Origin of the sequence: Fictibacillus enclensis (assembly GCF_001457035.1) — a bacterium.
GTDB lineage: Bacteria > Bacillota > Bacilli > Bacillales > Fictibacillaceae > Fictibacillus_C > Fictibacillus_C enclensis.
In genome coordinates this window covers 41,864-54,781 of sequence record NZ_KQ758625.1, presented here as the reverse complement: position 1 = coordinate 54,781, position 12,918 = coordinate 41,864, and the positions used below count along the sequence as shown (strand labels likewise).

Below are 12,918 nucleotides of genomic sequence, written 5' to 3'. Positions count from 1 at the left end.
CCCCTGTTAGAGTAGGACGTTGCCGGGCAAATGAAAGCACTGCTGAACATTCAGCCGTGCTTTTTTGTTTTGTCGAAAGATGAAAATGACGTGATATGCAAGTAAATCGTGTCAAACCGCAAGTAACGCCGCCACGAGGAGAACAAAACCAGTCTCCAAAGTCCTGGATCACCCCGATCCTGGCTTCGCCCTCACCAAAAAACCCCTCAATTAGTCCTTTCCTTTTCAAAAAAACTAAAAACTTATCTCAGAGAGCCCTGACTTGTCCAAACCTTTCCTTATCCAAAACCTCAAATCCGCACCAACCATCAGAAAAAAGAATCAGCATAAAACCTGAAAAAGGCTTTAATTTTCGGAGACAGACACGAACAAATTCCGGGTTACATACATTGAACTAGAGCCCAAGAAGAAAAAACGAGTTTAGTAAGGTACGAGAGTATAGAGAAGCTTCGCCCTGGGAAGAATGGGAGTAACGGAGGTGGATAAACAATGGAATCATCAAAACAGCAAGCAGGGGAACTGTGCTTAGTTTGCGAAGAAAGGAAGCAAATAGGCATTCACATTTTACATCAGTACATTTGTATGGATTGCGAAGAAAAAATAGTTTCTGCCGAGACCAATGACGAGTATTATAAGCACTATCTGAATCAATTACGAAAACTGAAACTGGTAAAATCCTCTGTCTAAACAGGCCGCCAACGGCCTGTTTTCTCTTTGGACGTAAAGCAGACGATATGAAGTTATGCTAAAATAAAGCTAAGCAAAACATTTAATGACCAAAGGAATAAACAGGATGCGACAACAACAAACACCATTGTACGATGCCCTTGTGCGGCATCGTGAACATACAAAATGGTCTTTTCACGTACCAGGCCACAAGAACGGGACTGTAGGATTTCAGCTGACCGAGGCGTTTTCATCTGTGCTTCCCTTTGATGTGACAGAACTGTCGGGACTGGATGATCTTCATGAACCGACAGAAGCGATCCATGAGGCACAGCAGCTGACCGCTTCTTTTTACAGCGTGAAGCACAGTTACTTCCTTGTTGGTGGGAGTACCGCAGGAAATCTAGTCATGCTGTTTTCGGCTTTTAAGGAAGGGGATGTTGTCTTCATTCAGCGGAATTGCCATAAGTCCGTGTTAAACGGGCTTGAGCTGGCTGGATTGAAGCCTGTTTTTTTATCTCCTGAAGTAGACCTGGCAGGGCAGTTTGCGACAGGTATTTCCTTTGCAAGTGTGAAGAAGGCACTGGACAAGTATCCAGTTGCCAAAGGAATCCTTCTCACTTCTCCAAACTACTATGGTATGATTCCTGATCTGACTGAAATCGTTGAGTATATGCATCATAAAGATCTGGTTGTGCTAGTGGATGAGGCGCATGGTGCTCATTTGGGGCACAGTCAATACTTTCCGGAGGGTGCGATAAGGGCTGGAGCGGATATGGTTGTGCATTCGGCTCATAAGACCCTCCCGGCGATGACAATGGGCGCGTACCTGCACTCCAACAGTTTTCGAATTGACGAAAAAAGGGTAAAACATTACTTACAAGCCCTTCAGTCAAGTTCACCTTCCTATCCCATTATGGCCTCTCTTGATCTGGCCAGAGCGTATACCGCGAATCTTTCTACTGGTGATTTTAAAAAAATCAGGCAGAATGCAGATCATTTTCGCCGCTCCTTAACTGATCTTTCTGGACTTCATGTGCTGGAGGCTTCACCAGGATGCAGAGTGGATCCATTGAAAGTTACGGTACAGAGTACGATGGGATTATCGGGATATGAACTACAGCATATATTTGAGAGAAAGGGAATTTACACTGAACTTGCTGATCCCTTCAATGTATTGTTTGTTCTACCATTGAAAGAGGTTCAGGATTCAACGACAATCATTCAAACGATACAGGATGCTCTTTCGGAAGAAATGTTTCACAAGGAACAATTTCGACAAACTCCGGTAACCGTCCGGTCGGCTGAGATTAGTGCTCTTGAAAAGAGTTACAAGGAATTGGCGCAAATGGAGACCCAGTTTGTGTTTCTTGAAGAGGCAGCAGGTTTTATTGCAGCAGAAGCGATTATACCGTACCCGCCAGGCATTCCTTTGATTGCCAAAGGTGAACGGATCACAGAAGCTATGATTAAAGAATATCAGTACTTGTCCAGCCAGGGTGCAAGGTTTCATGGAGGACAGGAACATAAAATATACGTATTTGCAGAACAGAAGGAAGAGTGCTTGTGAACGGATTATTTATAACCATTGAAGGACCTGATGGCTCAGGCAAATCCACTCAAATCAAAAAGTTGGCGGAGTTTTTACAGGGAAATTCAATTCCCTTTATTTTAACCCGGGAACCGGGGGGAACCGCGGTAAGCGATAGAATCCGGTCATTAATCCTGGATCCGGCCCATCCGGAGATGGCGGATGAAACGGAGGTACTGCTGTACGCCGCATCGCGTGCACAGCACGTAAAGGAAAAAATCGTCCCCGCACTTCAGGAAGGAAAATTGGTTCTGTGCGACCGGTTTGTGGACGCTTCGGTCGCTTATCAGGCGTATGGCCTCGGTATTCCTGTAGAGGATGTGACCCGCATCAACCGATTTGCAACAGGGGGATTAAAGCCGGACCGCAGCTATCTTATTGATGTCGCACCCGAGATCGGGAGACAGCGCATGGTAAGCCGTTACTCAGGGGAAGGGCTTGACCGTATTGAGCAGAAAGAGCTTGATTACCATGAACGGGTCCGATCCGGTTTTCAAAAGATTTATGAAGAAAACAGGGAGCGTTTCCTGCTTGTCGCTGGAAATCAGACGGTAGACGAAGTTTTTGATGAAATCATAAAGGATATTAAATTGCTTCTAGCGAACCGATATAAATAATACAAAAGCAGGAGGGATACAAAGGATGAAGATGATCATTGCAGTTGTACAGGACAAAGACAGCAACCGGTTGGCAGATGCCCTTGTCAAACATGAATTTCGTGCGACCAAGCTTGCGACCACAGGAGGGTTCCTGAAGGCAGGCAACACGACGTTTATGATTGGCGTGGAAGATCAGCAGGTTGATCGCGTCATGGAAATTATCAAAGAAAACTGCAAGAGCCGCAATCAGCTGGTTGCTCCTGTATCTCCTATGGGCGGCAATGCTGATGCGTATGTCCCTTATCCTGTTGAAGTTGAAGTTGGAGGCGCAACGGTGTTTGTTCTTCCGATCGAAAGTTTTCAGCAGTTTTAAACAATGGAGGAATGGAAATGAAAATCGGCCAGGATTCCCGTACGGTGGTTGAGACCAGGATTGCAGAAACCAGAGAAAACGGGAAAAACGGTCTTTCGTTTAGGGAAGCAGTAGCGACTCAACAGAAAAAGCTTCAAAGAGAGCAATTGGGAACGCTTTTTAAAGATGTGGAAAAACAGGGCGAGCGGCTCATTCGGAGCCAGACATTGAAAGATTTCACGCAATACAAGCGGCTTGTTCAGCGATTTGTCAAAGAAGCCGTAAGTTTTGGCATGAATCTTAAACAACACAAAGGGTGGGACTGCCAGGGAAGATTGCAGACATCACGGCTGGTTCAGGAGATTGACACGAAACTGCTCGAAATGACCGATACGATGATAAAGAAAGAAGAAAAATCAATCAGCCTCCTTGATCAGGTTGGCGAAATGAAAGGGCTATTGATTAATCTATATATGTAGGTGGAAAAAATGAGCTGGGAACAATTAAGTAAGCGTCAGCCAAGGGTTGTTAAAACGTTAACAAACACTGTCAGGAAAGACCGTCTTGCTCATGCTTATGTATTTGAGGGGGGCCATGGCACCGGCAAGATGTACGTGGCCCTGCAGCTTGCAAAGACATTTTTATGCAGGGAGAAAACAGATGTTGAACCTTGCGGAGAATGCAGGGATTGCAGACGGATCGATTCAGGCAATCATCCCGACGTTCATGTGGTTCAGCCGGACGGGCAATCTATTAAGATCGATCAAATACGCGGTCTGCAAAAAGAATTTGCCTATCATGGCATGGAATCGGAAAAGAAGGTTTATATTGTCGAACATGCCGACCGAATGACGGTCCAGGCAGCCAACAGTCTGCTGAAATTTCTGGAAGAGCCTACGTCTTCCACTATCGCCATTTTGCTGACTGAACAGATGCACCGGTTGCTTGAAACGATTATGTCACGCTCACAGGTGCTTTCTTTTTCACCGCTTCCCTCCGACCAGCTGATCGGTGTTCTTCAGAACGAGGGAATTTCCCTGCCGATGGCATCCATGGCAGCGGCTCTGACGAATGATACGTCAGAAGCGCTCGAAATTTGTAGGGAAGAGTGGTTTGCACAAGCACGAGACAAAGTGATACAATTAACTGAAGAGTTGAGGAGTCGTCCCAACCAGGCTCTTGTTTCATTACAGGAAAACTGGTTGTCGTTTTTTAAGGAAAAAGATCAACTCGACAACGCATTAAGCCTTTTATTGATCTGGTACAAAGATCTTTTATTTATACAGCTTTCGGAGCCGGAGCACCTGGTATTTGTCGATCAGCGGCAGGCGTTGGAGCAACAAGCTCTACATACCTCACAGAAACGAATCAGTGAGAACATGCTGGCGGTATTAACAGCCAAGCAACGTCTAGGTGCAAACGTAAACCCACAGCTCCTCATGGAGCAGCTGGTTTTACGATTACGGGAGGGATAAAAGCCTGTGTATGAAGTAGTTGGTGTCCGTTTTAAAAAAGCGGGAAAAATATACTATTTCGATCCTGGCGACCTTGAAATCTTAAAGGATTCATTCGTAATTGTCGAAACAGCACGCGGTATTGAGTACGGGAAAGTCGTTATAGACAAGAAGCAAGTTGGGGAGAATGATGTTGTACTTCCTTTGAAAAGAGTCGTAAGAAATGCAAACGAAAAAGATACTCTTGCAGTGGAAGAAAACAAAAAAGCTGCCCAACAAGCCTTTCATCTTTGCACTGAGAAAATCACCGAGCATAAGCTGGATATGAAATTGGTGGATGTTGAGTATACATTTGACCGAAATAAAGTTATTTTTTATTTCACAGCGGATGGACGCATCGATTTCCGTGAACTTGTTAAAGATCTTGCTTCCATTTTCAGAACACGGATTGAACTTCGTCAAATCGGTGTTCGCGATGAAGCCAAAATGCTTGGCGGAATCGGTCCATGCGGAAGAATGCTTTGTTGTTCAACTTTTCTTGGTGACTTTGAACCCGTCTCAATCAAGATGGCCAAAGATCAGAATCTCTCGCTGAACCCAGCGAAAATTTCCGGACTTTGCGGCCGTTTAATGTGCTGTTTGAAGTATGAAAACGACTACTATGAAGAAGTCAAAAAAGAACTTCCGGATGTTGGAGAGTATATTGCTACTCCTGACGGAAGAGGTCGCGTGGTAGGATTGAATATGCTCGAGAAACTTGTGCAGGTCGATCTGCCTGAACTTGAAAAAGTAACAGAATACACAATTGATGAGCTCATGAAAGAAAAGGAATTATTTACGCAAGCTACAGAATAATGAGGTGGAAAGCACGTGGAGAAAGATCAAATTTTTTCCCGGGTGACCCATATGGAGCAGCAATTGGCAGCTTTAACGGAGCAAATTGGAGACTTAAAAGCAGACCTTGTCGCCTTATTGGAACAGAATCACAACCTGCAAATGGAAAATTACAATTTGCGAAGTGCTCTGAAACCACAGGAAAAAAAGGGATCCAAATCCTCTGTTAAAAAGCGGTCACTGTCACAAGAATCGGCAGATATCGGGGAAGGCTATGACAACTTGGCCAGGCTGTATCAAGAAGGATTTCATATTTGCAATCTGCATTACGGAAGTGTACGAACAGAGGGCGACTGTCTGTTCTGTCTTTCCTTCCTTAATAAAAAATAAGAGTCTTTCCAATGGGGAAGACTCTTTTCTGTTGTAAGGGTAAAACTACGAAAAGAGTGATGAAATGGAGAGCCGGTTACAAGGAGACGAACGTCTGGATTATCTGGTGGATGAGTCCCTTAAAATTATTCAAAGCCCCAGCGTTTTTTCTTTTTCCCTGGATGCTGTATTGCTGAGCAGGTTTGCCTATATTCCCATCCAAAAAGGAAGAATTATTGACCTTTGCAGCGGGAATGGAGCCGTGGCACTGCTTTTAACCCAGCGTTCCAAAGCCCAAATTACAGGCGTGGAAATCCAGGAGCGGCTGAGCGATATGGCAAAAAGAAGTATTGTGCTGAACGGCCTTGAGGATCAGGTCAGCATGGTGACGGACAACATTGTCAATCTCCCGGAAAAATTGGGCCACGGCCGGTTTGATGCCGTCGTATGCAATCCTCCCTATTTTCCATCAGCTAATCGAAAAGACCATAATGAAAATGAACACCTAGCTGTTGCCAGGCATGAAATTTACTGTACGCTGGAAGATGTCGTCTCGGTCAGCAGTAAACTCGTGAAACAGGGCGGGAAGGTCACCTTTGTACATCGGCCGCAGCGTTTAATGGATATTTTAAGCACCATGAGGACGTACCGGCTGGAGCCAAAGAGACTGCAATTCATCCATCCGAAAAAAGGCAGTGAAGCCAATATGCTGCTGATTGAAGGCATGAAGGATGGCAGTCCGGATCTTCACATTCATTCGCCGCTTACTGTTTATGGAGAAGACGGCCAGTACACGGAAGAATTGAAAACTGTCTTTTACGGAAAATAAGAAGGAAGGAGGAATGAGTCATGTGGCAGCAAAAGAGCTATCAGGAACAACATGAAACAGGCGTACTCTACCTGGTTCCCACACCGATCGGCAATCTGGAGGATATAACATACCGTGCCATTCGGATTTTGAAGGAAGCCGATTACATAGGGGCGGAAGACACACGGCAGACCAAAAAGCTTTGCAATTATTTCGAGATACAGACACCGCTTCTCAGCTATCATGAGCATAATAAAGAAGCAAGCGGCGTGAAGATGATCGACCGGTTAAAGGAAGGGAAGACCATCGCGATCGTATCCGATGCGGGAACGCCCGCCATTTCGGATCCAGGCTATGAGCTGGTGGTCAGCGCCTTAAAGGAGAACATTCCTGTGATTCCTTTGCCTGGAGCCAATGCGGCTCTGTCCTCTTTGATTGCGTCGGGGCTGGATACAAAGGACTTTTACTTCTATGGATTTCTTCCACGCGGAAAAAAAGAGAAGCGGGAACAGCTGGAGCGGTTGAAGTTCTATCCGTTTACCATAATCTTTTATGAATCTCCTCATCGATTAAAAGAAACGCTCTCAGTTTTGCATGAAGTGCTCGGAGATCGCCAGCTTTCGATGGCCAGAGAATTAACGAAGAAATATGAAGAGTTTATCAGAGGTACTTTGACGGAAGTTCTGGAATGGGCGAAAAACACAGAGATCCGAGGGGAATTTTGCCTCATTGTAGAAGGCTCGGAAAATGAACCGGGTGAAGAGAATGGGGAGACCGAATGGTGGGAACCGCTCACTATGGTTGAGCATGTCGAGCATTACATCGAACAGGAACAGCTAAAAAGCAAAGATGCGATCAAACGGGCCGCCGCAGACAGGAACGTATCCAAGAGAGAAGTCTATCAGGCTTATCACGTCGAACAAGAACAAAATAACGGTATATAAAAAAGCCTCCTGATCGACAGGAGGCCATTTTTTATTATTTTGAAGTTTGAAGTTGTTTTTGAAGTTCGTTCATGATTTCTTTTGCACCTTCTGGGCTAAGAATGATTTTCCCGCCAGCTAGTGAGTAGTTATCATCAGAAACTTCACCTGTAACAGCACATGTCATGTTTGGCTTATATTTTTTGAGGATGATGCGGTCATCATCAACATAAATTTCCAATGCGTCTTTTTCAGCAATTCCAAGAGTACGGCGTAATTCGATTGGAATTACCACACGTCCTAGCTCATCAACTTTACGAACAATACCTGTAGATTTCATTTTAGTAATCTCCTCCCGAATAGTAGAATATCTAAACCTAATTTTTATCTATATTTATATAATCGTCAGAATTCGACAAAATCTTACGGATTCATCATAACAATATTTCCAGATTAGGTCAACTATTTTGTAAATAAAAATTTCTCTATCTATTTACCTTGTTTTCTATAGATTCAATCATATCAGAATGTTGAAGAAAAAAGGTAAAAAAAGGCTTAGAATTTTATGTTTTATTTTCAAAATTATTACTGGAAATTACGCTTGATAAATTCGTCATTTTTCGACAAAACTGACTTTTAAAAAATACCCTCTTAGCCTGTTCTTCCCTGCTCATCCTGTTTACCTTGACATCACTTTGTGGTATTAGGTATATTTTGAGTGAAGAAAAGAGCATAATGAAGATATTTACATAAAGTGATTTCGCACCTGCTTTGTATTTTATGTCCCAGAAGAAACATTTTTTTACACTTTTTCTTATTTACCCAATCGAATAGGTGCGCTTTATCCTCACTTTTCCTGTAAATAACATGTCCCTCCTTCTGCAGGGGCTTTTTTCATAGTTTATTAAATTTTTATACCGGAGGAATTTATTATGGGAGAAAAAACATTTTATATTACAACGCCTATATATTACCCTAGCGGAAAACTCCATATCGGGCATGCATATACAACCGTTGCGGGTGATGCTCTTGCACGGTACAAGCGCTTAAAAGGCTACGATGTCATGTATTTGACAGGAACCGATGAACACGGCCAGAAGATTCAGCAAAAGGCAGAAGAAAACAATGTAAGTCCGCAGCAGTATGTGGATGAGATTGTTACAGGAATCAAGGAGCTGTGGGAAAAGCTTGATATTTCCTACGATGATTTCATTCGCACCACGGAAGTCCGACATAAGGAAAGTGTCGAAAAAATCTTCAAACAGCTGCTTGATCAGGGAGATATTTACCTTGGCGAGTATGAAGGCTGGTACTGTACGCCGTGTGAGTCCTTTTTTACGGAGACTCAGCTTGTTGACGGAAAATGCCCGGATTGCGGGCGAGAAGTTAAACGTGTAAAAGAAGAAAGCTATTTCTTTAAAATGAGCAAATATGCCGACCGGCTCCTTCATTTTTATGAAGAGAACCCTGAATTTATCCAGCCTGAATCCCGAAAAAATGAAATGATTAATAACTTTATCAAGCCGGGTCTGGAGGATTTGGCGGTTTCCCGTACGTCTTTTGATTGGGGCGTGAAGGTTCCGGGCAATCCGAAGCATGTGATCTATGTGTGGATTGATGCATTGTCCAACTATATTACAGCTCTTGGGTACGGCTCTGAAAATGACGAGAAGTATAAGAAATTCTGGCCGGCGAATGTCCATCTGGTGGGTAAAGAGATTGTGCGTTTCCATACTATCTACTGGCCGATCATGCTGATGGCACTCGATCTGCCGCTTCCGAAAAAAGTGTTTGCGCACGGATGGCTATTAATGAAGGACGGAAAAATGTCCAAGTCCAAAGGGAACGTGGTGGATCCGGTTACGCTGATCAACCGCTATGGCCTGGATGCGCTCCGCTACTATCTGCTTCGCGAAGTTCCGTTTGGTTCCGATGGGGTATTCACACCGGAAAGCTTCGTAGACCGAATCAACCACGACCTTGCCAATGACCTTGGTAACCTTCTCAATCGAACGGTTGCCATGATCAACAAGTATTTTGACGGAGCACTTCCTGCCTATCAGGGCAATGTAACGGATTTTGATCAGAGCCTTGTTGATTTTGCTGAGGAAGCCATCAGGAAAACGGAAGAATCTCTTGAAAACATGGAATTCTCAGTAGCGTTAAGCAATATTTGGCAGCTAGTCAGCCGTACGAATAAATATATTGATGAAACACAGCCTTGGATTTTGGCTAAGAACGAAGAAAGCAAGCAAGCCTTGGGTTCAGTAATGTACCACCTGGCGGAATCCATCCGTATCGTCTCCATCCTTATTCAGCCATTCCTGACCAATGCGCCTGCAAAGATCTGGAACCAGCTTGGCATCCAGGAAGGAGAGCTGACAGAATGGAATACAGTGTTTGAGTTTGGTAAGCTTCCTGGAGGAACTACTGTCCAAAAAGGAAACCCGATCTTCCCTCGCCTGGAAACAGAAGAAGAGGTCAGTTACATTAAACAATCAATGGGTGGTGCTCCTGCAGCGAAAGAGGAAGAAAAAGCAGAGGTTCCTGTAGTTGAAAAAGAAGAATCCGCTGAGATTTCGATTGATGATTTCATGAAAGTCGATCTTCGGGTGGCACAGGTCATTGAAGCAGAACCGGTAAAGAAGGCGGACAAGCTTTTAAAGCTTCAACTTGACTTGGGCTATGAAAAAAGACAGGTTGTATCAGGAATCGCAAAATTCTACCGTCCTGAAGACCTTGTTGGACAAAAAGTCATCTGTGTGACAAATCTCAAACCGGTTAAATTGCGCGGGGAATTGTCAGAGGGCATGATCCTTGCCGGTTCGGCCGGTGACCAGCTTACATTGGCAACCGTTGATCAAAATTTGCCGAACGGTGCAAAAGTAAAATAGAACAGCGTCGAATGGGAAGCCTAAAAGGGCTTCCTTTTTTTGTATAAAAACGAAGAAAAAGAAGGGATAGGGCAGATTAATCCCTATATTTACCGCTGAATTTCCAGTATGTAATCATTCTGTAATGCAATTGTTATACGTACGACTTGGTGTTATAGGACAAAGGTATGATAAACTGTGAAAGTGTTATGGGAGGGTTATCTTCATGTTTGATACACACGCACATTTAAATGCAATTCAGTTTGAAGAAGATCTTGAAGACGTGATTCAAAGAGCTTTGGATGAAGGAATTTCACATATCGTGGTTGTCGGGTTCGATCAGCCGACAATCAAAGGCGCTCTAAAATTGGCTGATACATATGATTTTATCTATGCAGCTGTAGGATGGCACCCTGTTGATGCAGTGGATATGACACCGGAGGATCTGCAATGGATTGAAGAGCTTGCGGACCATCCGAAGGTCGTAGCCATTGGCGAAATGGGGCTGGACTATCATTGGGACAAATCACCGAAGGACGTGCAGAAGCGCGTGTTCCGGCAGCAGATTCAACTGGCGAAAAAAGTGAAGCTACCGATTATCATTCATAACCGCGAGGCGACACAGGACGTGGTTGATATTCTGAGAGAAGAAGGAGCCGAAGAAGTCGGCGGAATCATGCATTGCTTCAGTGGCAGTCTTGAAGTGGCAAAGGAATGCATGGATATGAACTTTTATATTTCGTTTGGCGGTCCCGTGACCTTTAAAAACGCGAAGAAGCCAAAGGAAGTAGCCAAGGAGATTCCGATTGACAGGCTTTTGATTGAAACGGATTGCCCTTACTTAAGTCCTCACCCGCTCAGGGGAAAACGAAACGAACCATCCTATGTAAAGTATGTGGCGGAGGCCATAGCAGAATTAAGAGAAATACCTTTGGAAGATTTAGTTAAAAAAACGACCGAAAATGCGAAGCGCCTGTATCAGATCAGCGACTGAGTGCTCGGTCACATCAACGTTGAAAATCCAGCAATAGCAAGGGATGAGTGAAGGAAACGATAGGGAGGTTTCCCCGCTCTTCCTGCCCTGATTCAATCGATTAGTGGATATTTGCCAATCAATTGAATATGAGGAGGGATTTGACAACGAAAAAATCTGCGATTATACTTCAATCTTTGTGAAGGGGGAAAAGGTGACATGAACAGGAGCAAAGGAAAGCTTTTTTATGAATTTTTGACGAAAAAGCTCGTATTGGCTGCTGCCGCTATCATCGTTCTGGCTGTGACAACAGGTTTCGTAAGCTATGAAACTTCGAAAACAGATGTTTCCATCATGGTTGACGGAAAGAAGAAATCGTTTAGTTCGCACGCTGAAAATGTTAGGGATGCACTTTCTGATTATGGAATTAAACTAAACCGCCATGATGCGGTCACGCCAGGATTAAATGAGCCGCTCAAAGACGGCATGCAGATTGAATACACGCCTGCACACCGGGTGAACTTTACAGTTGACGGGGAAAAGCAGTCCGTGTGGTCAACAGCCGATACAGTAAAAGAATTTTTTGGTGAACGAGAAATCAGCGTAAACCAGCACGATAAATTACAACCTGCATTAAATACACCAATTGAAGACAAGCAGGAAATCAACCTGCAGCAAGCTGTCTCTGTGGACCTTGTTGTGGGAGGCAAGAAAAAACAAGTTTGGACCACCTCGACTACGGTCGCTGACCTTTTAAAGCAAGATAAAGTAAAATTGGGAGATCTTGATCGCGTGAAACCTGCGAAAAAGACCAAACTTAAAGACGGATTGAAGATTAATGTAACCCGGGTGAAAAAGGTCACCGATGTAGTGGAGGAAGATACACCGTTTGCCACAGTTAAACACCAAGACGGAAAGTTGGCAAAGGGCAAGGAAAAAGTAGTGAAAGAGGGCTCAAAGGGCCGGCTTTCCAAAAAGTATGAGGTCGTACTTGAAAACGGGAAGGAAGTATCCCGCAAACTAAAAAGCAAAAAAACCCTGAAAGATAGCAAAGACAAAGTGATCGCTGTGGGAACAAAGATCGCACCAAAACCACAACCGAAGCCGAAAGCAAAACCGGTTGTTGTATCCCGCGGAAAAAGCAGCCCATCTTCCTCTGGAGATAAGGAGCTGTATGTAACAAGCACAGCATATACAGCAAACTGTGCAGGGTGCACCGGTAAGACCGCAACAGGCGTGAACCTGCATGCGAACCCGAATGCGAAAGTAATTGCGGTCGACCCGAGCGTGATTCCGCTTGGCAGTAAAGTATATGTAGAAGGTTATGGTTACGCGGTTGCCGCTGATACAGGCGGAGCAATCAACGGAAACCGAATCGATGTATTCTTCTCCTCTCAGTCTCAAGCCGAACAATGGGGAAGAAAATCAGTAAAAGTAAAAGTTATTAAATAGATAATAAACAAAAGGAAGCAGGGG

General features: G+C 44.2%; 14 protein-coding genes. 13 read left to right on the top strand and 1 reads right to left on the bottom strand.

All coding sequences use genetic code 11. The features are described from left to right. Positions 1 to 489: 489 nt before the first annotated feature. The 10 genes from AS030_RS22665 (at position 490) to rsmI (ending at position 7,617) form a co-directional block, all read left to right on the top strand. On the top strand, positions 490 to 687 hold the full coding sequence (locus tag AS030_RS22665) for a sigma factor G inhibitor Gin (RefSeq protein ID WP_061976004.1): 198 nt from the start codon (positions 490 to 492) through the stop codon (positions 685 to 687). A gap of 106 nt (positions 688 to 793) precedes the next feature. Further along, positions 794 to 2,236 carry an aminotransferase class I/II-fold pyridoxal phosphate-dependent enzyme gene (locus tag AS030_RS22660; RefSeq protein ID WP_061976002.1) on the top strand — a complete coding sequence of 481 codons (1,443 nt, stop codon included), beginning with the start codon at positions 794 to 796 and terminating at the stop codon, positions 2,234 to 2,236. After that, positions 2,233 to 2,874 (top strand): dTMP kinase, encoded by a 642-nt coding sequence (gene tmk / locus AS030_RS22655; RefSeq protein WP_061976000.1) that lies wholly within the window; start codon positions 2,233 to 2,235, stop codon positions 2,872 to 2,874. Before AS030_RS22660 ends, tmk begins: the two co-directional genes overlap by 4 nt. Before the next feature lie 25 nt (positions 2,875 to 2,899). Beyond that, entirely contained in the window at positions 2,900 to 3,229 is a 330-nt protein-coding gene (locus AS030_RS22650) for a cyclic-di-AMP receptor (protein ID WP_061975998.1), read from the top strand. Between the two features lie 17 nt (positions 3,230 to 3,246). Then, positions 3,247 to 3,687: a YaaR family protein gene (locus AS030_RS22645; RefSeq protein WP_061975996.1), complete on the top strand. Its 441-nt coding sequence runs from the start codon at positions 3,247 to 3,249 to the stop codon at positions 3,685 to 3,687. Between the two features lie 9 nt (positions 3,688 to 3,696). Next, positions 3,697 to 4,683: a DNA polymerase III subunit delta' gene (gene holB / locus AS030_RS22640; protein ID WP_061975995.1), complete on the top strand. Its 987-nt coding sequence runs from the start codon at positions 3,697 to 3,699 to the stop codon at positions 4,681 to 4,683. 6 nt (positions 4,684 to 4,689) lie between these two features. After that, positions 4,690 to 5,517, top strand: coding sequence for a PSP1 domain-containing protein (locus AS030_RS22635; RefSeq protein WP_061975993.1), 828 nt, complete (start codon positions 4,690 to 4,692; stop codon positions 5,515 to 5,517). Positions 5,518 to 5,532: 15 nt separating this feature from the next. Beyond that, a complete protein-coding gene (yabA, locus tag AS030_RS22630; protein ID WP_061975991.1) occupies positions 5,533 to 5,886 on the top strand; it encodes a DNA replication initiation control protein YabA in 354 nt (117 codons plus the stop codon). Between the two features lie 64 nt (positions 5,887 to 5,950). Continuing rightward, positions 5,951 to 6,694, top strand: coding sequence for a tRNA1(Val) (adenine(37)-N6)-methyltransferase (locus AS030_RS22625; protein WP_061975989.1), 744 nt, complete (start codon positions 5,951 to 5,953; stop codon positions 6,692 to 6,694). Positions 6,695 to 6,714: 20 nt separating this feature from the next. Further along, positions 6,715 to 7,617, top strand: coding sequence for a 16S rRNA (cytidine(1402)-2'-O)-methyltransferase (gene rsmI / locus AS030_RS22620; RefSeq protein WP_061975987.1), 903 nt, complete (start codon positions 6,715 to 6,717; stop codon positions 7,615 to 7,617). Between the two features lie 34 nt (positions 7,618 to 7,651). Here rsmI and AS030_RS22615 read toward each other — a convergent pair whose 3' ends face one another. Then, on the bottom strand, positions 7,652 to 7,936 hold the full coding sequence (locus tag AS030_RS22615; protein ID WP_061975985.1) for an AbrB/MazE/SpoVT family DNA-binding domain-containing protein: 285 nt from the start codon (positions 7,934 to 7,936) through the stop codon (positions 7,652 to 7,654). 592 nt (positions 7,937 to 8,528) lie between these two features. Here AS030_RS22615 and metG point away from each other — a divergent pair. The 3 genes from metG (at position 8,529) to AS030_RS22600 (ending at position 12,894) form a co-directional block, all read left to right on the top strand. Beyond that, a complete protein-coding gene (metG, locus tag AS030_RS22610; RefSeq protein ID WP_061975983.1) occupies positions 8,529 to 10,490 on the top strand; it encodes a methionine--tRNA ligase in 1,962 nt (653 codons plus the stop codon). Positions 10,491 to 10,695: 205 nt separating this feature from the next. After that, the gene (locus AS030_RS22605; RefSeq protein WP_061975981.1) at positions 10,696 to 11,463 is read left to right on the top strand and encodes a TatD family hydrolase; all 768 of its coding nucleotides are present in this window, start codon (positions 10,696 to 10,698) and stop codon (positions 11,461 to 11,463) included. 198 nt (positions 11,464 to 11,661) lie between these two features. Further along, positions 11,662 to 12,894 (top strand): G5 and 3D domain-containing protein, encoded by a 1,233-nt coding sequence (locus tag AS030_RS22600; RefSeq protein ID WP_061975979.1) that lies wholly within the window; start codon positions 11,662 to 11,664, stop codon positions 12,892 to 12,894. Positions 12,895 to 12,918 lie beyond the last annotated feature (24 nt).